The sequence below is a fragment of the Rhizobium sp. NPDC092011 genome, assembly GCF_044756305.1.
GTDB lineage: Bacteria > Pseudomonadota > Alphaproteobacteria > Rhizobiales > Rhizobiaceae > Rhizobium.
The window spans coordinates 244,096-267,691 of the sequence record NZ_JBIVSO010000009.1; the positions used below are offsets into that span (position 1 = coordinate 244,096).

Below are 23,596 nucleotides of genomic sequence, written 5' to 3' on the forward strand. Positions count from 1 at the left end.
CCCTCGCCATGGTTCGCCGTAGCCCGCCGCCACGAAGGCAGCGCGCGTCACGACGAACCAGAGGTGACTCCATGGCCAATCCATTGGCGGGCCTGCCGCCACGACTCCTGCGCACGCAGGAAGCTGCCCGCTTCCTCGGCATTTCTATCCGTACCCTTGAGAAGCACCGGACCTACGGCACCGGCCCGACCTATCGAAAAATCGGCGGCCGCGTCCTCTACACGGTCCACGATCTCGAAACATGGACCGAAATCGGCTCCCGCAAATCTACCCGCGACATCACCGCCGGCACGGTCTTCCCCGCGCGCCCGCTGACGCCCCAAGAGCGGGGCAAGTGCTGAATGCTGCACGACGATCACAGCCCCGCGCAGCCGGCCGACACGAGCGAGCGCAATCACCTAGCCCCCTTCGTGGTCGCGACGGGCGACGCTAGCCCGCGCGATCAGCGCGATCTGATGGAGCGGCCTTTCTTCTCGCTGGCAAAGACGCCGCGCACGAAGCCTATTTTCTACAAGGTCGCCGATGTCGAGGTGCAGGTCCTCGCCATGCCTGAACACGGCATGGCGACCATTTGGGACGCCGACGTGCTGATATGGGCGGCCTCGCAGATAGTGGCAGCCGAAAATGACGGCCTGCGCACCTCGCGCTTCTTCCGCTTCACGCCTTATCATCTGCTGCGCGCCATTGGGCGGCCGACTGGCAACCGCCAGTATGTGCTGCTGAAGGCCGCGCTCGCGCGCCTGCAATCCACCGTCGTCGCGACGACGATCCGCAACGGCCCGCATTGGCGTCGTCGGCAATTCTCGTGGATCAACGAATGGGAGGAGATGACGACGAGCACGGGCCGCGTCGAGGGCATGGAATTCGTCCTGCCCGAATGGTTCTACAACAGCGTCGTCGATCGCACGCTCGTCCTCACCATCGACCCGGCCTATTTCCGGCTGACCGGCGGTATTGAGCGCTGGCTCTATCGTGTCGCCCGCAAGCACGGCGGCCACCAGCGCAACGGCTGGCTGTTCGAGGTCGCGCATCTCCATGTGAAGTCCGGCAGTCTCGCCCGCGTCTCCGACTTCGCGCTCGACCTGCGCCGGATCGCGGCCCGCCAGCCGCTCCCCGGCTATCGCCTTCAGATCGAGCGGGAGCACGGCCGCGAGCTGCTGCGCATCCACCCCGAAACCTTGTCCACAGTGCCTGTGGATACGCCTGTGGAAACCATCGGCACATCAGGCGCACGCGGTATCGGCACATCGGGCGCAGCCCTATCGGCACATCAGGCGCACGAGCCACAGCTAAACCTATGGCCTGAAACGCGGAATCCGAGCGCTAACTTAGAGTCTAACAGAGAATCTAACTCTTCTTCTTTGACGCACCCACGCGCGAGGCGTGGTGCCGATGCCGCTCAATCCATCGCCGACGTGCTGCGCGACATACTGGCAGACGACGACCGCCATGGAGGCCCGTGATGAGCGGCAAACCTTTGCACCGCGCGCATGGCCGTCCGCGACCGGACGGGCCAGCGCCGTTCACCACCCTGGTCGAGCTGACCTTCGAGAAACGCCGCACCGAGCATTGGATCAGGTTCGGCCGAAAGAGCTATGAACAAATCCTCGACCGTCGCCGCAGCATCGTCGGCTTCGCTCCCGAGAGCATCTTCGCCTTCGTCCGCTGGGCGGCGGGCGAGCATGGCACGATCGTCTCGCGCATCGACATCGTGCGCGCCATCGGCCGTGGCGAGCCGTTCCAGACGCTGCCTTTCGTTCGCCCCGGTGGCGAGATTCTCCTCAGGCTCGACGGCTGGCCGAAGGTCGAGCGCGCGCTTGCCGCGATCGACGCGGTGGAAGCCCTCGGCCTCGATCCGGCCGACGCTTCCCCCGATCACTGGCGGCACGTCCATAACCGGCTCAGCGCGGGGCTGGAGCCGGCCGCCTATACGCCAGAGCGCCATGCCGCATGGATCGGCCGCCGGAGGATCGATCCATGAGCCGCCACCGCATCCTTGGCGTTACGCTGCTCGCCGTGACCGGCATCGCCGCCACCAGCGTCGCCGACATGCCGACGAAACTCCTATGGAACGTCACCGCCAGCGCGCCGGTCGGCTTCTACATCATCGAACCGACTGGCCGGCTTATTGTGCCCCAGCTGGTCGCGGTCATGCCGCCCGAACCGTTCGCCGGATTCATGGTGGCACGCGGCTATGTCGGGCGCGGCGCGCCGCTCCTGAAACGCATCGTCGGCGTTCCCGGCCAGCGCGTTTGCCGCACCGGCCGCGCCATCGCCGTCGACGGCGTGGAGATGGGCGATGCGCTCGACCACGACCGGATGGGCCGCGCTCTGCCTGTCTGGCGGGGTTGCCGTGCCGTCGCCGACGGTCAGCTCTTCCTCATGAACTTCGACGTCCGCGACAGCCTGGACGGGCGCTACTTCGGCCCCCTTCCGGCCAGCGCCGTCATCGGTCGCGCGCTGCCGCTTTGGACCGACGAGGACGGCGACGGCCGCTTCGTCTGGCGCGCACCGACGCGCTGACCGCATCCCCATCGGCGGGAGCGGTGCCCGCCGATGGCTTTCCCAACGCCACCGCATGGAGACAGTCATGCCGCAAATCGGTCAGTTCACGCGCGAAGGGTCCGGCTTCACCGGGCGCGTTCACACCCTTACGCTCTACCACGAACTCACGATCGTTCCCGCCGATCCTTCGGATGCGGAGAACGGGCCGGATTACCGCGTCCATCACGGAGCCGACGACGGCCCGGAGATCGGCGCGGCGTGGAAACGCACCGGCGAGAAGGCCGGCGAATACCTCTCGGTCCTTCTCGACGACCCCGCCTTGCCGCAGCCGATCCGCGCGAATCTGTTCCGCGACGACGATGCGGGATCGTCATGGTCGCTGCACTGGACGCGCCTCAAACCGCGCGAAGAGCGGGATTGAAGCCATGCGTCTTCCCGTCATCACAGAGCGCGCAGCTCCTATTCCTTTGTTCGCGGGAAAGCCGTCTCATTCCTTCGTCCCGCTCGACCACAAGTCGGCCGGCGCGCGCAGGGAAGTTCAAGGGCGGCCATCGGCCGGCGCATCGCGCCCACCCTTGACCGCAGCGAGCACGCTGGCAGGCTGGCGGTTCGGCGGAGAAAGGTCGGCACGGCGCTATGCCCTCCTGATCGCGCTGGCCGTGCTGGCGTTCTCGTCCGGGCCGACTGTCACGATCGCGCAATCTGCCGTCGTCGCGCGGCCCGTCAGCGATCCGCACGGCGCGCATATCGCCGAAGCGTCGCAGCGCTTCGGCATTCCCGAGCACTGGATTCGTGCGGTGCTGCGCGCCGAAAGCGCGGGCGATGTGCGCGCGATCTCGACGGCGGGCGCGATCGGGCTCATGCAGGTCATGCCCGACACCTGGGCGGGCCTGCGCATGCGCTATCGCCTCGGCCGCGATCCTTACGATCCCCGCGACAACATCATCGCCGGGACCGCCTATCTGCGCGAGATGTGGGATCGCTACGGCACTGTCGCGGCGATGCTCGCCGCCTACAATGCCGGTCCCGGCCGCTATGACGATCATAGGGCGACGGGCCGGCCGCTGCCGGCAGAAACCCGCGCCTATGTCGCCGCGCTCGTACCGTTGCTCGGCGGCGCGGCTCCGTCCGGCGATCCGGCGAAACGCGCGGAGCCGCCGTCCGATTGGCGCGACGCACCGCTCTTCGTCATGCGCCCGACCGACACGCGAACAGCCGATCCAGTGCAGACCATCGGTACATCAGGCGACTCTCGCCCCACCGTTCCGGTGCGCGAGCATCGCGATGCGGAGCCGCGTGACGGCAGCATGTTCGTCGCGCAGGCCGACGACGGGAGGGCGCCATGAGGATAGCGTTCCCGCGTCCGCTTGCGCTTGGCCCGGTGCGCAGTCAGGCAAGGTCGCGCCTAGCTGCATTCCCGGTCGGAAGGGCGGAAAGGTCAGAAAAGGCGGAGGGCAAGATAAAGGAAACCGGCACCACGTCGGGCCGGTTTCAGGGCAAGCCCTTGTCTGCACACTGTTTTGGCGCGGCGGTTGCGGCACCTTCATTTTGGAGCCGGCGTGCCGCGATGTCGCGCAAAGCCTTGCCTTTGCTGGGTTTCGAGCGGCACCATAGCCCGAAATCGGGCCGTTTCCCCGCTCTGGACGCCTTCGGGCCGGAGGCGCGGGTTTGAGCGACGACGAGGAGTTTCGCTTCCGCCCGAGGCCCGGGCGCGTCCGCAGCGATGCCCCCAAGATGAGCAAGGCCAAGAGCTTTCTCACGCAGGCGAAGAAGATCGCCCGCCAGCAGAGCAACAGCCCGTCGCGTTCGTCGGGATCATCATCGCAGCGCGCCCGCACGCAGGCGTCGGCCAAGGGCGGCAAGGCTTCGCGGGCGAGCGGCGCACCGGGCCTGAAACGGGGACGTGGCGCGGCCTTCGTGCGCGCCCGAACCTTGTCGGGCGGATGGAAGCACAGCAGCCCCGGACAGCGACGCGTCGTCGTCAAAACCCGCTACGTCCAGGGCGCGGGAAAGAATGGCAAATCCGCCGCCCATCTTCGCTACATCCAGCGTGACGGCACTTCCCGCGATGGCGAGCAAGGCCAGCTCTATTCGGCGACCGACGACCGCGCCGACGGCGCTGCCTTCGTCGAGCGCGGTGCGGACGATCGCCACCAGTTTCGGTTCATCGTTTCGCCCGAGGATGGCGCAGACCTTTCCGATCTCACCGCCTATACGCGCGACCTCATGGCTCAGGTGGAAACCGATCTCGGCACCCGGCTCGATTGGGTCGCGGTCAATCACCACAACACCGGCCATCCCCACGTCCATGTCATCGTGCGCGGCAAGGACGAGTTGGGCGAGAACCTCGTTATCAACGGCGACTATCTCGCCAACGGCATCCGCGAGCGGGCGAGCGATCTGGCGACGCTCGAACTCGGTCCCGTCACCGAGATCGAGCAGAGCCGCAAGCTCTCGGCCGAGATCGATCAGGACCGCTTCACCCGTATCGACCGCGCCATGTCCGAGGTAGCCGAAGACCGCTTCCTCGACTTGCGCCATGAGGCGGCCGATCATCGCCGCCAGTTCGACCGCACGCTGCGCCTGCGCCGTCTCGGCAAGCTGGAGAAGATGGGCCTCGCCACCGAGCACGCGCCCGGCGTCTGGGAATTGAGCGAGCGGATGGAACCGGCGCTGCGCGAGCTGCGCGAGCGCGGCGACATCATCCGTAATATGCACAAGGCGCTGAAGGCCGACGGATTGGAGCGAGATCCGATGACGTTCCAGATTCACGACGCTGCGCTCGAAGTCGCGATCACCGGCCGCGTCGTCGATAAATATCTCACCGACGAGCTGGGCGAGAACCTGACCGTCGTGGTCGACGGCGTGGACGGGCGCACCCACCATATCGCCGGCATCGATCCAGCCCGCGTCGAGGATACGCGGATCGGCAGCGTCATCGAGATCGGCCCGGCCGAGACGGCGAGACGGCCATCCGATCGGACCATCGCAGGCATCGCCGAGGGCGGCGTCTATCGGCCGAGCCGCCATCTCGAACAGGCGAGGTTCGAAGGCCGTGTTCCGGGCGGCGACTATGAGGGCTACGTCGATGCCCATGTGCGCCGATTGGAGGCGCTGCGCCGCGCCGGAATCGCCGAGCGGATCGACGCCGACCAGTGGCGCATCCCCGAGGACTTCGAGAGCCGCGCCGCCGCCTATGACGCCGGCCGCAACCGGCAGGCCAATATTCGCATCCTCTCGGCCGCCCGACTCGAACAGCAGATCGGCGCGGACGGCGCGACCTGGCTCGACCGCCGGCTGGTGACGCCCGACGCTTCCGACCTTGCGCCGGCCGGCTTCGGCCAGCAGGTTCGCGACGCGATCGACCGACGCCGCCAGCATCATATCGACCATGGCGATGCTTCGCCCGGCCCGAACGGCGGCACGCTCTACCGGCGCAACCTTCTCGCCACGTTGCGCGCACGGGAGATCGAACGCATCGGCGGCGAGCTGGCTGCAAGCAAGAACCTGCCCTTTCGCCCCGCCGCTGACGGCGAGACCATCGCGGGCAAGTTCACCGGCACCGTCCAGCTATTGAGCGGCAAATTCGCCCTAGTCGAGCAGAGCCACGAGTTCACGATGGTCCCATGGCGGCCGGTCATCGACCGCCAACTCGGGCGCGAGGTCAGTGGCGTCGTTCAAGGCGGATCGGTGTCGTGGCAGTTGGGGCGGCAACGCGGCTTGGGACTATAAGGCACGGTTGCTGTAGCCGGGCAATACATGCAGCATCTCCCGACGAGCAGGCCGGGAGGAGATGTGCGATGATTGTGCTGCAAGACGCTGTACGGAGGCTAGAGAACGTCAAGTTTGAGAACCAGATACAATCTGTTCTGATGGAAATATCTACAGAGATCGATGCCGCGAATATTGCTTATATGGCTGATGGCGCATTGGCGCCTGCTGACGATCCGATTCGATACGTTACATATTCAAGGGAATGGGAAGGCCGTTACTTTGATCGTGGTTATCTGGGAATCGACCCGATTGCCGACGGCATCACCAGGAAGCTGCCGTTTGATTGGCAGGCAGTTGCCAGCACGGCCTCGCTGCGCTGGCTATTTGCGGAGGCAGAAAGCTTCGGCGTTGGGCGGCAAGGAGTGTCTGTACCGATGCGGGGAGCCTCCGGGGAGCGAGCGCTTATAACGCTGACATCATTTCATTCCTGCCGGGAGTGGGAACAAAAAAGATGGCGCTACCAGGCGTTTGTTTCCGCGCTTGCTCCTTACCTCCATGAAGTCGCATTCCTGCTTCATGCACGGGAGCCGAGGCAAGTCCGCCTGAGCCATCGACAGCAACAATGCCTTGAGCTTTACGCGCGCGGCTATGCGCCCAAGCAGATCGCGGCCCAGCTGAAAATTAGTAGTTCGATGGCCAGAGAGCACTTGCATTGCGCGCGCCGGAAGCTCGGTTCACTGACGTTATCATCGGCCGTTTTTAAAGCGTCCAAGCTTGACCTCCTGAACGTCTCGCCTTCCTTCCAAGTACGGGAGAATTAATTGCCCGCGTTTTCAACATTGCAAAACGCAACCTAGATGGATTCCTCATTTTCGAGTGCGATGGCCACGAGTGAAGCGAGCACGGAGGAGCGCATTCCATGGCCGTCGCTAACAAGGCCGGGCAAACGAATAGGTCAACAGAAGCAGAACCGAAACCATTGACCTGCTGTGCGATCCTGCGCAACCGCATCTCTATGGCCTCGTTGATTCAAGCAATTGCCGTTGCGGAGCATCTCAACTTTCACCACGCGGCGAAAGCATTGGGCACTAGCCAGTCAAGTGTCAGCGCTCGCATAAAGGCGCTGGAAGATGAGCTTGGCACTCCGCTCTTCGAGCGCAATACCCGCGGCGTTCGCCTGACGGAAGCTGGACGCTATTTTGTCGAACGCGTGACAGCCGGCGTCGACCACCTTGAGAATGCTGTGAAATCCGCAAGCTTGGCGGCATCGGGAGAATCCGGCCGCCTGCGCGTCGGTGTTCACGGCCTGATAGCAGGCAGCTTTCTCGATCGCCTGCTGACGCGATACCGTGAGCAATATCCGGCCATAGCACTTGATATGGCCGAAGGATCGGCACGCGACGCCATTACGCAACTACGCGCCCGTCAGCTCGACGTGGCGTTCCTTGTTGGCACTTTTGAGCTGCCCGATTGCCATTCCCGACCGATATGGACTGAGCCGCTCGTCGTCGCGCTCCCGTCAAAGCATAGACTGGCCGGCCGGGTAGGTGTCCAGTGGACTGATCTCGCTGCCGAGACTTTTCTTGTCCGCCATGGTGGGACCGGACCACAAGTTCACGACCATATTATCTTGCGGCTTGCCCGAGGGTGGCCGCCGCCTGCCATCCATCGATTCGCGGTTGAGCGCGGCACACTTCTATCCATGGTAGCGCAGGGCTTCGGAATCACGCTGTTAGGAGCTGCGAGCCAGCTTTCTCCTACGTTTGGTGTCGCGCTTGTTCCGATCATTGATGAACCTGATCCCGTGGTTTTCTCGGCGGTCTGGTCACCGAACAATCGCGGCGCCGCATTACGAAATCTGCTCACACTGGCATCGAAGATGCGGCGAACAGAAACCACGGCGTGCGCAGAATAGATCTGACGCGCCCATCCTATTCGCCGTCGACAGTATCCGGCCGCCCTCCCGCATCGTCTTAACTGTTGCTCCTTCCGAAATCCCGCATTCTTTGATCGGCTCCAAAAATTTTGCCGATTGGAGCTCGTATGCGTGGAGGCCGAATTCTCTGGGGCCAGATTGCCGTCGTCCTGACGATCGTGTTCGTGATGATGTGGTTGGCGACGCAATGGACCGCGTGGCGGCTCGGCTTTCAGGCGCAGCTTGGAAGCCCCTGGTTCGAGCTGGCGGGATGGCCGATCTATTACCCACCCGCCTTCTTCTGGTGGTGGTTCTCTTTCGATGCCTATGCCCCCGCGATCTTCACCGAGGGCGGCATCATCGCAGTATCCGGCGGACTTTTCGCCATCGTTGCCGCGATCACCATGTCCATCATCCGGTCGCGCGAGGCGCGCAATGTCGCGACCTACGGATCGGCACGCTGGGCCGAAGACAAGGAAATCCGCGCCGCCGGCCTGCTCGGTCCCGATGGCGTCGTGCTCGGCCGCTATGATTGCGACTACCTGCGCCATGATGGCCCCGAGCACGTGCTGTGCTTCGCCCCGACCCGATCGGGCAAGGGCGTCGGCCTCGTCGTCCCGACCCTGCTCACCTGGCCGGGAAGCTGCATCGTCCACGACATCAAGGGCGAGAATTGGGGACTGACCGCTGGCTTTCGCGCCAGGCACGGCCGCGTCCTGTTGTTCGATCCGACCAATGCGAAATCGTCCGCCTACAATCCGCTGCTGGAGGTCCGGCAAGGGGAATGGGAAGTCCGCGACGTCCAGAACATCGCCGACATCCTGGTCGATCCCGAAGGCTCGCTCGACAAGCGCAACCATTGGGAAAAAACCAGCCATTCATTGCTGGTCGGCGCGATCCTGCATGTTCTCTATGCGGAGAAGGACAAGACGCTCGCAGGCGTCGCCAACTTCCTCTCCGATCCGCGCCGCCCGGTCGAAGCCACTTTGCGCGCGATGATGGACACGCCGCATCTCGGCGAAGCCGGAGTTCATCCCGTCATCGCCTCGTCGGCCCGCGAGCTGCTGAACAAGTCCGACAACGAGCGGTCGGGCGTGCTGTCGACCGCCATGTCGTTCCTCGGCCTCTACCGTGATCCGGTGGTGGCGCGTGTGACTGCACGCTGCGACTGGCGCATCGCCGATCTCGTCGGCAGCAGGAAGGCCGTCAGCCTCTACCTTGTCGTGCCGCCCTCCGACATCAACCGCACCAAGCCGCTCGTTCGCCTGATCCTCAACCAGATCGGCCGCCGGCTGACCGAGGAGCTGAACACCTCCGGAGAACGCCATCGGCTGCTGCTCATGCTGGATGAATTTCCGGCGCTGGGGCGGCTCGACTTCTTTGAATCTGCGCTCGCCTTTATGGCGGGCTACGGCCTCAAGGGCTTCCTGATCGCCCAGAGTCTCAACCAGATCGAGCGGGCGTATGGGCCGAACAACGCCATCCTCGACAATTGCCATGTGCGCGTCAGCTTCGCCACGAACGACGAGCGCACCGCCAAGCGCGTGTCCGATGCGCTCGGCACCGCGACCGAGCTGCGCGATTCTACCAACTATGCTGGCCACCGGCTGTCGCCCTGGCTTGGCCATCTGATGGTCTCGCGGCAGGAGACGGCCCGCCCGCTGCTGACGCCCGGCGAGATCATGCAGCTCCCGCCCCATGAGGAAATCGTCATGGTGGCGGGCACACCGCCGATCCGCGCGATCAAGGCGAAGTATTTCGAGGATGCGCGCTTGCAGGAGCGCATCGTCGCGCCACCCGAGCTGGTGGCCACACCCGCGAACGCCCTTGCAACCGATGACTGGTCCTGCCGCGTCGTCGCGGCGGCTGGCCCGGCTGGCGCAGCCGGAGGCAGCGATGATGGCGTCGATCCCGCCAATGCCGGCATCCGCCGCGAACCCGAACTGCCCGAGCAAGAAGAAATCCTGCCTCCGCCGCCGTCGCCCGCACAGGAATTCAAGTTTCTGGACGATGAACCCGACGTCGACGCCGCCAAGGCCAACGCCATGCGCGCCCGGATGCGGATGACGGCGCGGCAAGCCTCGCTCGACCCCGGCGACGGCATCGAGCTTTGAGGAGCCACCCATGACTTCGCGCACCCGCATGAACGTCTATTTCGATCCGGCCCTGCTCAAACAGGTCGAGGCGCTGGCGCTGCGCCGGAACATCTCCAAATCCGCGATCGTGGAGGCGGCCGTCGCATCCTTCCTGTCAGGCGACACGACCGAGAAGCTGGAAGCCGCCATGTCCCGCCGTCTCGACCGGCTCGGCCGTCAGGTCGGGGCGCTCGACGAGAATCTTGCTGTGCTCGGTGAGACGCTGGCCCTGTTCGTCCGCTTCTGGCTGACCTTCACCCCGCCGATGTCGGACACCGCACAGGCCGCTGCGCGCGCCAAGGGCGCGGAGCGGTTCGACGGCTTCATGCAGACCCTCGGCAAGCGCCTGGCGACCGGCGACAGGTTCCTGAAAGAGCTGTCGCGAGATATTGACGCTTCTGAACGCGCTAAGACGGAGGCTGACAATAGACCCTGAGAAGAATGTCGGATTTCGACTCCGCGGCCAGCTCATGAAACTTTCCGTTTCTCCGGCCCACAGATTGTCCGGAACACTGTCGTTCAACTGCCGAGCTATCGCCGCTCATCTCGTCGCGATCGTTGCTGCTTTGCTCGTTGACGTTCCAGCGCGCGACGCTGCTGCCGGCTCATGCCTTCAAACGCGGGGTCGGGAGGGAAGCTGCTAGCTCGAACGGTCGTGGTCTTCAATTCAAGGGGCTTTTGCAGGACCTCGAAATTTTCGCGATCTAGGCGCAAATCTTCGATCAACTCCGGTGTCCACTCCTGTTGAGGATAGGCTACGAGATCCTCCGAATCGCCCGTATCGGAGATCGCCATCACAGCAATCCCAACGCAAAGTTTCAGATCGCGGTCGTCCTGCAAAACTGCGAGGCAGTATGTCTGCAGCATAGTTGCTCTGACGCGGCGATAGTCGGCCTGTTCCATGGCGTCGGCGCCGGCGAGAACAAGAAAAACATATGCGACCTTCTCACCCGTGGATCGATCCCGCGTCACCGCGACGCGGGCAAGCCGCCCCATCTTCTGCGCTTCAAGGGCTTCCCGCGCACCGATGATCGCCTCGGCTAGCACTCGCCGCTGCACCCGATCTTCTCTCGCCATAATCCGCAGCGCTCGTTCCGCTAGCTCGACCGTGGGATCGGTATCCAAGATTCGGAATTGGGTGTCGTTCAGGACTCCGTGGGTGAAAAGTCCTATCAGCCGGTCCCATTCATACGAGATGCGGTTGGCCGTCCGTCGCCGTTGATATTCCGGGGAGCGGACAAGATAGGCGTATTCACCCTGCACAAATGCTATCGCCGTATCTGCATCCGCATGGGCATCCTTCACATCCGAGATTGTAGGGAATCGATGCTCCCCGTTCGGCTCCATCATCAACAGATAGTTGGCCACCAGCTCTGCTTCACTCGGTGAAAGCGACAACCTTCCCGATCGAATGAGATCTGCACGCGCGTTGAGGTATTTTGTGAAGTCGGTGATCGTGTCGAATTCCGACATGACGACATCAAGCGTTGCCATGTTGAACACATGGACAAATGGACCATCGGGATCGACATCCCCAATGCAGAAAGGCTGATGACCCGGAAGGGTGAAGTCAACATGGTCTTTTCCGCGGAGGTGCGGCAGGATCATGAATGTTCCGTCCGGGTCATCGAAATAGGATGAAGCGGCCTCCTCTCCGCCGGAAGCGACGCAGATGCCGTGGACGCGCCTTTGCCCGATCGGCGGCAATTTCAGCGGGATGGGCTGTTGGCATTTGCCATCCGCGAATACGGCTTGGGGATTCTTTTTCAGCCAGAGATCCGCCTTGCGGATCTGCTCGGCGGATTCACCGATCGCACGGCTGTACCAGCGTGTCCATGCGAGTTCGAAAGGGGCATCCGGCCACGCGATATGCTTGTCGCTAAACATCAGCACATCGTCACCACAGACAACCAGAAGGTCACATAGTTCCTTACCTGCCTTCTTGAACACGTTGGGCCAGGACCAGAGGTCCAGGAACGTATCATCCGCCAGCTTGGCAAGATGCTTCTCGGTTGGCGTGAGGCCTAGAGCTTTCATTATCGGCGGAATGGTGATTGCCTCGCAGCAGTTTTTGAGAGAGTTGATATTACTGATAGATATAGATGGCTTGCGTGAAAATCGCCATTCGGGCTTAGCGGTCAAGATCTAACAAGTAGATCAGACGCGCGCTTTCCAATCTCTCGTCACGCTACCCATATTCTTGGTTTTCTGTTCGCTTCTCGAAATCGCGAAGGCGCTAGCGGACAGTCTGGAAGTCACCACAGACGTTGTCCATCCTATTCGCCGCCGATAGCCGCCGGCCGCCGCACGGGCTTCGATATTTGTTGAACAGGCCCGATTTCGGGCTCTTTTAATCGACCCCGATCGGGGAACTCTCTGTTGCGTCCCCTTGGCTTGGGGACGGCATGACTTCTTCTTCTCATCAGAAACCAGAGGCGATCCAGCGCGGCGCGCGCATGTTGCGCACGGCGCTCGGTCCTGCCATCGCGCGCTTTCTGGAAGACCCCGCCGTCGTCGAGGTGATGCTGAACCCTGATGGGCGCATCTGGATCGACCGGCTTTCCCAAGGGCTGTCCGAAACCGGCGAAATCCTGTCGCCCGCCGATGGCGAACGCATCGTGCGCCTGGTCGCACACCATGTCGGCGCGGAGGTTCACGCCCGATCCCCGCGCGTCTCGGCCGAGCTGCCCGAGAGCGGCGAGCGGTTCGAGGGACTGCTTCCTCCCGTCGTCGCAGCGCCGGCCTTCGCGATCCGCAAACCCGCCGTCGCGGTCTTCACGCTCGCCGACTATGTGGCTGCCGGGATCATGACCGCCGAGCAGGCCGCGACCCTGCGCGAAGCCGTCGCGGCGCGCGCCAATATCCTCGTCGCGGGCGGCACCAGCACGGGCAAGACCACGCTGACCAATGCGCTGCTCGTCGAGGTGGCGAAGAGCGCCGATCGGGTCGTCATCATCGAGGACACGCGCGAGCTGCAATGCACCGCGCCGAACCTCGTCGCGATGCGCACCAAGGATGGCGTCGCCACGCTCTCCGACCTTGTCCGCTCCTCACTGCGCCTGCGCCCAGACCGCATCCCCATCGGCGAGGTACGCGGCGCCGAAGCGCTCGACCTTCTCAAAGCCTGGGGCACCGGCCATCCCGGCGGCATCGGCACGATCCACGCTGGAACGGGCATCGGCGCGCTGCGCCGGCTCGAACAGCTGATTCAGGAAGCCGTCGTCACGGTCCCGCGCGCGCTGATCGCCGAGACCATCGACCTCGTCGCCGTCCTCTCCGGCCGCGGTTCCGCACGCCGGCTCGCCGAACTCGCCCGCGTCGAAGGGCTCGGCCCGGACGGCGACTACCGCGTCACCCAACCCAGCCCTTTGGCCATCCCCACCAGCACAGGAGAATCCGCATGATCCACAACTGCCTGCGCGTGCGTCGCACGATCGCGTCCGCCGCCGCCTTCGCCTATGTCAATCTCGTCCTCGTCCCGGTCGCCCACGCCTCCGGCTCTTCCATGCCGTGGGAAGCGCCGCTCCAGAAAATCCTCCAGTCGATCGAAGGCCCGGTCGCCAAGATCGTCGCCGTCATCATCATCATCGCGACGGGCCTCGCGCTCGCCTTTGGCGACACGTCGGGCGGATTCCGCAAGCTGATCCAGATCGTCTTCGGTCTCTCCATCGCCTTCGCGGCCAGCTCGTTCTTCCTCTCGTTCTTCTCGTTCGGCGGCGGAGCGCTCATCTGATGGCGACGGCGTTCGAACAACTGGACGTGCCGGGCTTCACCGTGCCGGTCCACCGCGCACTGACCGAGCACATCCTGCTCGGCGGAGCGCCGCGCTCCATCGCGATCCTGAACGGGACGCTGGCCGGGGCCGTCGGCCTCGGTCTGCGCCTCTGGCTGGTCGGCTTGGCTATCTGGGCCGTCGGGCACTTCGCGGCGGTCTGGGCCGCCAAGCGCGATCCGCTCTTCGTGGAAGTCGGCCGCCGCCATCTGCGCATCCCCGGTCATCTGTCGGTCTGAGGAGGCGCACATGATGAACCTTGCCGAATATCGCCGCTCCGCGAGCCGCCTTGCCGACTATCTGCCTTGGGTCGCGCTGGTGGCGCCGGGCGTCGTGCTCAACAAGGACGGCAGCTTCCAGCGCACGGCGCGCTTTCGCGGTCCCGATCTCGATTCCGCCGTCGCCGCCGAGCTGGTCGCCGTCGCCGGCCGCATCAACAACGCCTTCCGTCGTCTCGGCTCCGGCTGGAGCATCTTCGTCGAGGCGCAGCGTTCGGAAGCCTCGACCTATCCCGCAAGCCAATTTCCCGATCCGGCCTCTGGCCTGGTCGACGCCGAGCGCAAGGCCGATTTCGAAGAAGCCGGCGCGCATTTCGTGTCAGGCTATTTCCTGACATTCCTCTATCTGCCCCCGGCAGAGGAAGCAGCCCGCGCCGAGACCTGGCTTTACGAGGGCCGCGAGCGCAGCGGCGTCGATCCGAACGAGATCTTGCGCGCCTTCACCGATCGTACCGACCGCGTGGTGGCGCTGCTCGACGGCTTTATGCCGGAATGCGGCTGGCTCGATGACGGCGAGACGCTGACCTATCTGCACTCGACCGTCTCGACAAAACAGTACCGCGTCCGCGTGCCGGAAACGCCGGTCTATCTCGATGCGCTGCTCGCCGATCAACCGCTGACCGGGGGACTCGAGCCGCGCCTTGGCAGCGATCATCTGCGCGTCCTCACCATCACCGGTTTTCCGAGCGCGACGACGCCCGGCCTGCTCGACGATCTCAATCGCATGGCCTTCCCGTATCGCTGGAGCACCCGCGCGATCCTGCTCGACAAGACCGATGCGACGATGCTGCTCACCAAAATCCGCCGCCAGTGGTTCGCCAAGCGCAAGAGCATCGCTGCGATCCTCAAGGAAGTCCTGACCAACGAGGCATCCGCGCTCGTGGATACCGATGCCGCCAACAAGGCGCTCGACGCCGACATGGCCTTGCAGGAGCTTGGGCAGGATGTCGCCAGCATGGCCTATGTCACCGCGACGATCACGGTCTGGGACGCCGATTCGCGTCTTGCCGACGAGAAGTTGCGGCTGATCGAGAAGGTCATCCAAGGCCGCGACTTCACCGCGATGATCGAGACGGTGAATGCCGTCGATGCATGGCTCGGCTCGCTCCCCGGTCATGCCTACGCCAACGTCCGCCAGCCACCCATCAGCACTTTGAATCTCGCCCACATGATCCCCCTCTCTGCCGTGTGGGCGGGGCCGGAACGGGACGAGCACTTCGATGCTCCCCCGCTGCTCTACGGCAGAACGGAAGGCTCGACCCCGTTCCGGTTATCCCTTCATGTCGGCGATGTCGGGCATACCCTCGTTGTCGGCCCGACCGGCGCGGGCAAATCCGTGCTGCTCGCGCTGATGGCCTTGCAATTCCGGCGCTACGAAAACGCGCAGGTCTTCGCCTTCGATTTCGGCGGTTCGATCCGTGCCGCAGCACTCGCCATGGGCGGCGACTGGCACGATCTCGGCGGCGGCCTGACCGAAGGCTCCGACACCTCCGTTTCGCTTCAGCCGCTCGCGCGCATCCATGACACCTATGAACGCGCCTGGGCCGGTGACTGGATAGCGGCGATCCTCATGCGCGAGGGCGTGCCGATCACGCCGGAAGTCAAGGAGCATATCTGGACGGCGCTGACCTCGCTCGCTTCCGCGCCGGTGGAGGAACGCACCATCACGGGCCTCAGCGTCCTGCTCCAGTCCAACGACATCAAGCAGGCGCTTCGGCCCTATTGCGTCGGCGGGGCCTATGGCCGGCTGCTCGACGCAGAGGCCGAACATCTCAGCAGCGCCGCCGTGCAGGCGTTCGAGATCGAAGGGCTGGTCGGCACGGGGGCTGCGCCCGCCGTACTCGCCTATCTCTTCCACCGCATCGGCGATCGGCTCGACGGCCGCCCAACGCTGCTCATCATCGACGAAGGCTGGCTCGCGCTCGACGACGACGGCTTTGCCGGTCAGCTCCGCGAATGGTTGAAGACGCTGCGCAAGAAGAACGCATCCGTCATCTTCGCCACGCAATCGCTCAGCGACATCGACAATTCGAGTATCGCACCGGCCATCATCGAAAGTTGCCCGACGCGGCTGCTCCTGCCGAACGAACGCGCGATCGAGCCGCAGATCACCGCGATCTATCGCCGCTTCGGTCTCAATGACCGCCAGATCGAAATCCTCGCGCGGGCAACGCCAAAGCGGGACTATTACTACCAGTCGCGGCGCGGCAACCGACTCTTCGAGCTGGGCCTCAGCGAAGTCGGCCTCGCGCTCTGCGCCGCTTCTTCAAAATCCGACCAGACCCTGATCGCCAACCTCGTCGCCGAACATGGCCGCGACGGTTTTCTTGGCGCCTGGCTTCAGGCCCGCGACGCCGGCTGGGCTGCCGATCTCATCCCGACTTTCCCGCTCCCCCACGCAGAAAAGGAGACTGCATCATGAAGACCCGCCTTATCCGTTCGCGCACCCTGGCGCTCGCGGCAACCATGCTCGCCGCCGCGCCGATCGCCCTGTCACCGATGATGGCGACGCCGGCCCATGCCTGGCGCATCGTCTATGACCCGACCAACTATGCGCAAAACGTGCTGACGGCAGCACGTTCGCTGGAACAGATCACGCACCAGATCACCTCGCTTCAGAACGAAGCGCAGATGCTCATCAATCAGGCGAAGAACCTCGCCAGCCTGCCGTTCTCGGCGCTCCAGCAGCTTCAGCAGAACGTCCAGAAGACGCAGCAGCTCTTGAGCCAGGCGCAGGGCATCGCCTTCAACGTCCAGCAGATCGACCAGATGTTCTCCCAGAAATACGGGAACGTCTCGATGTCCACGAGCGATCAGCAGCTTGTGGCCAATGCCCGTTCGCGCTGGCAAAACACGGTCGGCGGCTTGCAGGACGCGATGCGCGTGCAGGCCGGCGCTGTCGGCAACATCGACAGCAACCGCGCGCAGATGTCGGCGCTGGTCGGCCAGAGCCAGGGCGCGACCGGCGCACTTCAGGCGACGCAGGCCGGCAACCAGCTTCTCGCCCTCCAGTCGCAGCAGCTTTCCGATCTCGTCGCGTTGCTCGCCGCCAATGGGCGCGCTGGCGCTTTGACGGAGGCGGAGCGCAGCGCCGCTGCCGAACAGGGCCGCGAACAGCGCCGCCGGTTCCTGACACCGGGCGGCGGCTACGCGCCCGGCAACGCGCAGATGTTCAACAACGGCAACTGAGGCGCGGACGATGGATGGCAAGATGCTGGCCCGGCTGGGCGCAATCATATTCGTCGCCGTCGCAGTCACCGCGACGGCAATCGAGATGACCCGCAAGGAACAGGCTGCGCCATCCTCGCCCGTGCGTCTTCATGAGCCCTCGCGCGATCCGCTGCGCGAGGGCCAACGTCGGTGCCAGCAGCTTGGCCAGAAAGCGGCCGAGGATACGGGGTGCCTGCGCGTCTGGGCCGAGACCCGCGACCGCTTCCTTGGCCGCACGGCTGCGCCGGCCGTGCCGTCCGCCAACGAAGGGCGGTGAGCCATGGGCGGCGCAAGCGTCATCGACAACTTCCTCGGAACCTTCACCCGCTACATAGATTCAGGGTTCGGCATTCTGTCCGGCGAAGTGGCCTTCATCGCCACGACGCTGATCGTCATCGACGTGACCTTGGCCGCGCTGTTCTGGTCTTGGGCCGCCGATGACGACATCATGGCGCGGCTCGTCAAGAAGACGCTGTTCGTCGGCATCTTCGCCTACCTGATCGGCAACTGGAACAACCTCGCGAAGATCGTCTTCGACAGCTTCGCCGGCCTCGGCCTCAAGGCGAGCGGCACCGGCTTTTCCACCGCCGATCTGCTCCGCCCCGGCAAGGTCGCACAGACCGGCCTCGACGCGGCCCGGCCGCTGCTCGAATCCATCTCCGACCTGATGGGCTGGGTCGCCTTCTTCGAGAACTTCATCCAGATCGCGTGCCTGCTCTTCGCCTGGGCGCTGGTGATCCTCGCCTTCTTCATCCTCGCCATCCAGCTCTTCGTCACACTGATCGAGTTCAAGCTGGCGACGCTCGCCGGCTTTGTCCTGATCCCGTTCGGCCTGTTCGGGAAAACCGCCTTCATGGCCGAAAAGGTGCTCGGCAACGTCATCTCGTCCGGCATCAAGGTTCTGGTTCTCGCCGTCATCATCGGCATCGGCTCGACGCTGTTCAGCCAGTTCACCCAAGGCTTCGGCGGTCAGACCCCGAGCATCGACGACGCCATGGCCGTCGTGCTCGCCGCACTCTCGCTGGTCGGTCTCGGCATCTTCGGCCCCGGCATCGCCAATGGCCTCGTCTCCGGCGGCCCGCAGCTTGGCGCTGGCGCTGCCGTAGGAACCGGGCTTGCGGTCGGCGGCGCAGCTCTGGCCGCTGGCGGCGGCGCGATGCTGGCCGCCAAAGGCGGAGCCGCGGCGCTTTCGGGTGGCGCTGCCGCCGTCCGGGGCGGTGCTACAGCCGCCGGCGCAGCATCCTCCGCCTATTCGCTGGGTTTGCTCGGCAAGTCCGGCGCATCTGGCGTGGCATCGGGCATGGGCGGTGTCGCGCATGCTGCCGGTAACGCGGCTGGCAATGCGGCCACGTCGCCGCTGCGCCGCGCCACAACCAGCGTCAAATCCAGCTTCTCCGATGGCATAAAGGCCGGGTTCGGTGCGACCGGCGGCTCTTCGACCGGCGGCACCATCGGCGGATCCGACACGGCCAATGACACCGCATCCGCCAGCTCCCCAGCCGCATCCACCGGCGGCGCTCCCGATTGGGGCAGGCGCATGAAGCACGGCCAGTCCGTCAGCCATGGCATGCAGGCGACCGCCCATGCCGTCCGATCCGGCGACAGCCACGGCTCCGGCTCTTCCGTCAACCTCTCTGAAAGTGACCGCTCATGAACCTCTTCAGGCGACCCGCCGCACATTACGGCAAGACACCCGAGCCCGAAACACCGTACCAGAAGGCCGCACAAATCTGGGACGAGCGCATCGGCTCGGCCCGCGTGCAGGCGAAGAACTGGCGCTACATGGCCTTCGGCTCGTTTGTTCTCTCCGCAGGCTTTGCCGCAGCGCTCGTGTGGCAGTCGGTACAGGGCACGGTCGTTCCCTGGGTGGTGCAGGTCGACAAGCTCGGCCAGGCGCAGACCATTGCTCCGGCCGTCACCGATTATCGGCCGACCGATCCGCAGATCGCTTGGCATCTTGCCCGCTTCATCGAACAGGTGCGCTCCATTCCGGCCGATCCGATCATCGTCCGGCAGAACTGGCTTCGTGCCTATGAATGGACGACCGATCGCGGCGCCGGCGCGCTCAACGACTATGCTCGCACCAACGACCCGTTCACAAAGGTCGGCAAGCAGCAGATCGCCGTCGAGGTCTCCAGCGTCATCCGCGCCTCGGTCGATAGCTTCCGCGTCGCCTGGACCGAACGGCGTTACGAGGATGGCAAGCTCGCCACGACGGAGCGATGGACGGCAATCTTGACCATCGCCGTCCAGCCGCCCCGAGACGCCGATCGGCTGAAAGCCAATCCGCTCGGAATCTACGTCAACGCCATCAACTGGTCGCGGGAGATGGGCCAATGAACCGGGCTGTTCGCACCTCTGCCGTTCCCGCACTGCTGTTGTCGGCGACCATGCTCGCCGGCTGCGCATCCACCAAGCCGCCGCAGATCAGCTACGACAATAGCGTGCCGCCGCTGCCGGCCCTTCCTGCATCGGTGACGGACGAGCGGCTGAAGCCCTTGCATGTCCCTCCGGCCTGGACGGTCGCGCGCGGCGGCCAGAGTGCCAGCACGGCGACCGGCCGCGTCGAGAACGCTAATGCGGCCGCTCGCGTGCAGCCGCGCCGCGAAGGCTACTTCAATGCCATTCAGGTCTATCCATGGTCGGAAGGCGCGCTCTATCAAGTCTATGCCGCGCCCGGCCAGATTACCAATATTGCGCTCGAACCCGGCGAGAGCCTGACCGGCGCGGGACCGATCGCTGCCGGCGATACCGCCCGCTGGATCATCGGCGACACGGAATCCGGCTCCGGCGTCAGCCGCCGCGTTCATGTGCTGGTCAAGCCGACGCGCGCCGACATCACGACCAATCTCGTCATTACTACGGATCGCCGCACCTACATGGTCGAGCTGCGCGCGGGCGAGAAACCCTATATGCCCGCCGTCGCCTGGGCCTATCCGCAGCCGGCAGGCGGTGGGCGTCAAGCCGTTCCGGCTACGCCGGTCATTCCGGCCGTCGCCGCGCGCAACTACCGCTATGGCCTCACCGGCAGCACGCCGCCGTGGAAACCTGTCACGGTCTATGACGACGGCCGTCGCGTCTATGTCGAGTTTCCGCGCGGGATCGTGCAGGGTGAAATGCCGCCGATCTTCGTCATTGGCCCCGAAGGCGAGGCACAGATCGCCAACAGCCGCATATACCAACACATGCTGATCGTCGACCGTCTGTTCGGCGCGGCCGAGCTGCGTCTTGGCGGTGGCAAGAACCAGCAGACCGTCAGGATCGTCCGCACCGACGGGAGGCCACAGTCATGACCGAAGCCGATACCAATGCCGCCCCGATGCGGCTGCGCGCCGAAGCGCCCCGAGTCACGCGGTTGTCACGCAAGATGCTCGCCAGCGTCGCCGCCGTCACTATGGTCGGGATCGGTGGGGCGCTGATCTATGCGCTCCAGACGCGCACGGGCGGCGATGATGGTCAGGAGCTATATTCTACGTCCAACCGCCAGCCCGCCGATGGTCTTGCCGGCCTGCCGCGCGACTATACAGGTCCCATTCTTGGACCGGCGTTGCCGGGCGATCTGGGCGGCCCCATCCTGTCCGCGCAGAATGCCGGCCAGCACGTCGTGCCGCCTGTCGTTCCGACGCCGGGCGTCGACGAGGCCGAGCAGCGCCGCCGCGCCGAGGAAGAAGCCGCACGCCTCAGCACCGTATTCTTCCAGTCGCGGCAGGGATCGACGGCCGCCGCGACGCCGGGAGCCACGCCCGGCCTCGCCGGGTTTGACCCCGGCAACGGCGCCGCAAGGCAACCGACCCCCCAGGATCGGCAGCTTGCCTTTCTCAACGCGGCGGCCGACCGGCGCACCATGACGCATGATCGCGTGACGCCGCCGGCGTCGCCCTTCGTGCTTCAGGCCGGGGCCGTCATCTCGGCCGCGCTCATCACCGGCATCCGCTCCGATCTTCCCGGCCAGATCACCGCGCAGGTCACGGAAAACATCTATGATAGCCCGACCGGCAGTATCCTGCTCGTGCCGCAAGGCACGAGGCTCATCGGCCAGTATGACAACGCCGTGCAGTTCGGCCAGCGCCGCGTGCTGCTGGTCTGGAATCGCCTCATCATGCCGAATGGCCGCTCGTTCGTTCTCGAACGCCAGCCGGGCGCGGACCCGCAAGGCTATGCCGGCCTGGAGGATGGCGTCGATTACCACTGGTGGGATCTCGCCAAGGCCGCCGCGCTCTCGACCCTCCTCGGCGTCGGCGCGGAACTCGCGACCGACGATAACGATCGCCTGATACGCGCCATCCGCGACGGCGCGCAGGACACCATCAATCAGGCCGGTCAGCAGATCGTCCAGCGCCAGTTGCAGGTCGCGCCGACTCTGACCATCCGGCCCGGTTTCCCGGTCCGCGTCATTGTCACCAAGGATTTGGTGCTCGAACCCTACAGGAGTTGACCATGACCAAGCTGAAGCTCGGCCCTATCGCCGACGACAAACCTGTGAAGATCGCCTTGGAGCTGCCTGCCGCGCTCCATCGCGACCTCACTGACTACGGCCGCCTCCTCGCCGAAGGCAGTGCGCCCATCGAACCCGCCAAGCTCATCGTGCCGATGCTCGAACGCTTCATCTCGACCGATCGCGGGTTCGCCAAGGCCCGGCGCACCACGGGCTGACCTGCATGCCGGTGGGGGTCGTACCGGCGACGCCGTTGCGCTCGCGTCGGGCGGCTTCCGCTCTCACGAGCATAATCTCCGCACGATATGCGGTGATTAGCGCCCCTAATCACCGCACACGTCATGCGAACCCGGTTGGTTGGGGTGCCGTGCGCGAGCGAACGCGAATGCGGCACGCTACGGGCGGCCGGTCCTTCGCCATGGTTCGCCAGACGCCGGGAATGCAGCCAAGCCGCTGCCCCGGCCGCATCAAAGGAGGTCTGGCATGAATACATGGAATGGCAGGGTCGCAGACAGTGGAGCTGGACGATGAGCCAGACACCGGCCCCTCTCAACAAACGCACCATCCGCAGGCACCAGCTTCGAGAGATCGTTCCCTTGGCCGACACGACCATCTACGACATGGAGCAGCGCGGCGAGTTTCCGCAGCGCTTCTACCTGACCTCTCGAACCGTCGTGTGGGACCTCGGCGAAGTGGAGGCCTGGCTTGAAGAACGCCGCCGAGCCTCCAAGGCGAAGACGGCCAAGCGTGCGCCAGCGCCCAACGTTACGCTCAGGAAGACCCGTCCGGTCAAAGGCCGGGCTCCGGGACCAGAAGGTCCATAGAGGGCGGATAGAGCGTCGGGGTGTATTTCTGGCCGCCAACCCATGCGTCGATCAGATTGCCCCATTCCTGCATCATGTGCCGGCGCTGGTGCTCATACTCGGCCTTGTTATAGACGCCGCGCGAAGAACGCCCGTCCTCGTGCGCCAGGCACTTCTCGATCCAGTCGCTGTTGAAGCCCAGCTCGTTGAGCAGCGTCGATCCCGTACGGCGAAGGTCATGCACGGTGAACGGCTCCAACGGCAGTCCCGCCTTCTTGGCTTGCACGACGACGGCCGTGGTGACGCGGTTGAAGGTCGCGCGCGACATCGGCGCATCAGCGTCGTAGCGCGAGGGCAGCAGGTAGCGCGAATTGCCCGCACAGGTCTTGAGCGCAACGAGGATGTCGAGCGACTGTTCGCACAGATAGACGTTGTGCGGCTTGGAGCGCTTCATCCGCTCCTTCGGGATCGACCACACCGCATTCTCGAAGTCGACCTCACCCCACACCGCGTCCTGCAACTCGCTCTTGCGGACCATCGTGAGCAGGATCAGCTTCAGACCGAGCCGAATGGTGGGCAGCGTCGCCACATGCTCTAGCTGGCCGAGCATCACTCGAATTTCAGCGGGCGAAAGCGAGCGGTCCTTGGGAACGAAGGTCGCTATCGACGCCGGCCCGACCTCTTCGGCGGGGTTCGCTACCTTCTCCCCGTGCAGCTTCGCAAACGCGAAGACCTATAGCGCGGCAATCAGGATGAGACGCTTGCGACAATCTGGATGAGATTCTTAGGTCGCGGTCGGGATCAAGTTATCATGCTGATTGCCGCTGAC

At 64.7% G+C, this 23,596-nt stretch carries 25 protein-coding genes and 1 pseudogene; 24 read left to right on the top strand and 2 right to left on the bottom strand.

Annotation, left to right across the window (positions count from 1 at the left end; genetic code table 11):
* The first annotated feature begins 71 nt into the window (after positions 1 to 71).
* The 12 genes from ACIQJ2_RS28275 (at position 72) to ACIQJ2_RS28330 (ending at position 10,705) form a co-directional block, all read left to right on the top strand.
* Complete coding sequence (locus ACIQJ2_RS28275) at positions 72 to 341, top strand: helix-turn-helix transcriptional regulator (protein WP_400676447.1); 270 nt, start codon at positions 72 to 74, stop codon at positions 339 to 341.
* A complete protein-coding gene (locus tag ACIQJ2_RS28280; protein ID WP_400676449.1) occupies positions 342 to 1,463 on the top strand; it encodes a replication initiator protein A in 1,122 nt (373 codons plus the stop codon).
* The gene (locus tag ACIQJ2_RS28285) at positions 1,463 to 1,981 is read left to right on the top strand and encodes a DUF2840 domain-containing protein (RefSeq protein WP_400676451.1); all 519 of its coding nucleotides are present in this window, start codon (positions 1,463 to 1,465) and stop codon (positions 1,979 to 1,981) included. The genes ACIQJ2_RS28280 and ACIQJ2_RS28285 overlap by 1 nt, the downstream gene beginning before the upstream one ends.
* Positions 1,978 to 2,523: a S26 family signal peptidase gene (locus ACIQJ2_RS28290; RefSeq protein ID WP_400676453.1), complete on the top strand. Its 546-nt coding sequence runs from the start codon at positions 1,978 to 1,980 to the stop codon at positions 2,521 to 2,523. The genes ACIQJ2_RS28285 and ACIQJ2_RS28290 overlap by 4 nt, the downstream gene beginning before the upstream one ends.
* Before the next feature lie 67 nt (positions 2,524 to 2,590).
* Complete coding sequence (locus ACIQJ2_RS28295; protein ID WP_400676455.1) at positions 2,591 to 2,926, top strand: DUF736 domain-containing protein; 336 nt, start codon at positions 2,591 to 2,593, stop codon at positions 2,924 to 2,926.
* Between the two features lie 4 nt (positions 2,927 to 2,930).
* Complete coding sequence (locus ACIQJ2_RS28300) at positions 2,931 to 3,851, top strand: lytic transglycosylase domain-containing protein (protein WP_400676456.1); 921 nt, start codon at positions 2,931 to 2,933, stop codon at positions 3,849 to 3,851.
* On the top strand, positions 3,848 to 4,177 hold the full coding sequence (locus ACIQJ2_RS28305; protein ID WP_400746653.1) for a hypothetical protein: 330 nt from the start codon (positions 3,848 to 3,850) through the stop codon (positions 4,175 to 4,177). The genes ACIQJ2_RS28300 and ACIQJ2_RS28305 overlap by 4 nt, the downstream gene beginning before the upstream one ends.
* Entirely contained in the window at positions 4,174 to 6,237 is a 2,064-nt protein-coding gene (locus tag ACIQJ2_RS28310) for a relaxase/mobilization nuclease domain-containing protein (protein WP_400676458.1), read from the top strand. Before ACIQJ2_RS28305 ends, ACIQJ2_RS28310 begins: the two co-directional genes overlap by 4 nt.
* A gap of 68 nt (positions 6,238 to 6,305) precedes the next feature.
* Positions 6,306 to 7,040 carry an autoinducer binding domain-containing protein gene (locus tag ACIQJ2_RS28315; protein WP_400676460.1) on the top strand — a complete coding sequence of 245 codons (735 nt, stop codon included), beginning with the start codon at positions 6,306 to 6,308 and terminating at the stop codon, positions 7,038 to 7,040.
* A gap of 98 nt (positions 7,041 to 7,138) precedes the next feature.
* The gene (locus ACIQJ2_RS28320; protein ID WP_083220383.1) at positions 7,139 to 8,134 is read left to right on the top strand and encodes a LysR family transcriptional regulator; all 996 of its coding nucleotides are present in this window, start codon (positions 7,139 to 7,141) and stop codon (positions 8,132 to 8,134) included.
* Positions 8,135 to 8,262: 128 nt separating this feature from the next.
* Positions 8,263 to 10,248: a conjugal transfer protein TraG gene (locus ACIQJ2_RS28325; RefSeq protein ID WP_400676462.1), complete on the top strand. Its 1,986-nt coding sequence runs from the start codon at positions 8,263 to 8,265 to the stop codon at positions 10,246 to 10,248.
* A gap of 10 nt (positions 10,249 to 10,258) precedes the next feature.
* Positions 10,259 to 10,705, top strand: coding sequence for a ribbon-helix-helix protein, CopG family (locus ACIQJ2_RS28330; RefSeq protein WP_400676464.1), 447 nt, complete (start codon positions 10,259 to 10,261; stop codon positions 10,703 to 10,705).
* 95 nt (positions 10,706 to 10,800) lie between these two features.
* Here ACIQJ2_RS28330 and ACIQJ2_RS28335 read toward each other — a convergent pair whose 3' ends face one another.
* Positions 10,801 to 12,411, bottom strand: a complete 1,611-nt coding sequence (locus ACIQJ2_RS28335) for a hypothetical protein (protein WP_400676466.1) — start codon at positions 12,409 to 12,411, stop codon at positions 10,801 to 10,803.
* Between the two features lie 263 nt (positions 12,412 to 12,674).
* Between ACIQJ2_RS28335 and trbB the strand changes: the two genes are divergently transcribed.
* From trbB to ACIQJ2_RS28395, 12 genes are all read left to right on the top strand, one after another.
* On the top strand, positions 12,675 to 13,673 hold the full coding sequence (gene trbB, locus ACIQJ2_RS28340; RefSeq protein ID WP_400676468.1) for a P-type conjugative transfer ATPase TrbB: 999 nt from the start codon (positions 12,675 to 12,677) through the stop codon (positions 13,671 to 13,673).
* A complete protein-coding gene (locus tag ACIQJ2_RS28345) occupies positions 13,670 to 14,002 on the top strand; it encodes a TrbC/VirB2 family protein (RefSeq protein WP_400676470.1) in 333 nt (110 codons plus the stop codon). The genes trbB and ACIQJ2_RS28345 overlap by 4 nt, the downstream gene beginning before the upstream one ends.
* Positions 14,002 to 14,280, top strand: coding sequence for a VirB3 family type IV secretion system protein (locus ACIQJ2_RS28350; protein ID WP_127645684.1), 279 nt, complete (start codon positions 14,002 to 14,004; stop codon positions 14,278 to 14,280). The genes ACIQJ2_RS28345 and ACIQJ2_RS28350 overlap by 1 nt, the downstream gene beginning before the upstream one ends.
* Before the next feature lie 10 nt (positions 14,281 to 14,290).
* Positions 14,291 to 16,741: a conjugal transfer protein TrbE gene (trbE, locus tag ACIQJ2_RS28355; protein ID WP_400676473.1), complete on the top strand. Its 2,451-nt coding sequence runs from the start codon at positions 14,291 to 14,293 to the stop codon at positions 16,739 to 16,741.
* The gene (gene trbJ / locus ACIQJ2_RS28360) at positions 16,738 to 17,508 is read left to right on the top strand and encodes a P-type conjugative transfer protein TrbJ (RefSeq protein ID WP_400676475.1); all 771 of its coding nucleotides are present in this window, start codon (positions 16,738 to 16,740) and stop codon (positions 17,506 to 17,508) included. Before trbE ends, trbJ begins: the two co-directional genes overlap by 4 nt.
* 10 nt (positions 17,509 to 17,518) lie before the next feature.
* Positions 17,519 to 17,806 (top strand): putative entry exclusion protein TrbK-alt, encoded by a 288-nt coding sequence (trbK-alt, locus tag ACIQJ2_RS28365; RefSeq protein ID WP_400676477.1) that lies wholly within the window; start codon positions 17,519 to 17,521, stop codon positions 17,804 to 17,806.
* Positions 17,807 to 17,809: 3 nt separating this feature from the next.
* Positions 17,810 to 19,183, top strand: coding sequence for a P-type conjugative transfer protein TrbL (trbL, locus tag ACIQJ2_RS28370; protein WP_400676479.1), 1,374 nt, complete (start codon positions 17,810 to 17,812; stop codon positions 19,181 to 19,183).
* The gene (gene trbF / locus ACIQJ2_RS28375) at positions 19,180 to 19,869 is read left to right on the top strand and encodes a conjugal transfer protein TrbF (protein WP_400676481.1); all 690 of its coding nucleotides are present in this window, start codon (positions 19,180 to 19,182) and stop codon (positions 19,867 to 19,869) included. Before trbL ends, trbF begins: the two co-directional genes overlap by 4 nt.
* Positions 19,866 to 20,822 (top strand): P-type conjugative transfer protein TrbG, encoded by a 957-nt coding sequence (gene trbG, locus ACIQJ2_RS28380; protein ID WP_400676483.1) that lies wholly within the window; start codon positions 19,866 to 19,868, stop codon positions 20,820 to 20,822. The genes trbF and trbG overlap by 4 nt, the downstream gene beginning before the upstream one ends.
* Positions 20,819 to 21,964, top strand: coding sequence for a TrbI/VirB10 family protein (locus ACIQJ2_RS28385; protein ID WP_400676485.1), 1,146 nt, complete (start codon positions 20,819 to 20,821; stop codon positions 21,962 to 21,964). Before trbG ends, ACIQJ2_RS28385 begins: the two co-directional genes overlap by 4 nt.
* A 2-nt stretch (positions 21,965 to 21,966) precedes the next feature.
* Positions 21,967 to 22,182: a DUF2274 domain-containing protein gene (locus ACIQJ2_RS28390; RefSeq protein WP_400676487.1), complete on the top strand. Its 216-nt coding sequence runs from the start codon at positions 21,967 to 21,969 to the stop codon at positions 22,180 to 22,182.
* A gap of 309 nt (positions 22,183 to 22,491) precedes the next feature.
* On the top strand, positions 22,492 to 22,788 hold the full coding sequence (locus ACIQJ2_RS28395) for a helix-turn-helix transcriptional regulator (RefSeq protein WP_400676489.1): 297 nt from the start codon (positions 22,492 to 22,494) through the stop codon (positions 22,786 to 22,788).
* Here ACIQJ2_RS28395 and ACIQJ2_RS28400 read toward each other — a convergent pair.
* A pseudogene (locus ACIQJ2_RS28400) lies at positions 22,754 to 23,500 on the bottom strand (tyrosine-type recombinase/integrase); the annotation flags it as partial. The gene ACIQJ2_RS28395 and the pseudogene ACIQJ2_RS28400 sit on opposite strands and share 35 nt — an antisense overlap.
* Between the last annotated feature and the right edge of the window lie 96 nt (positions 23,501 to 23,596).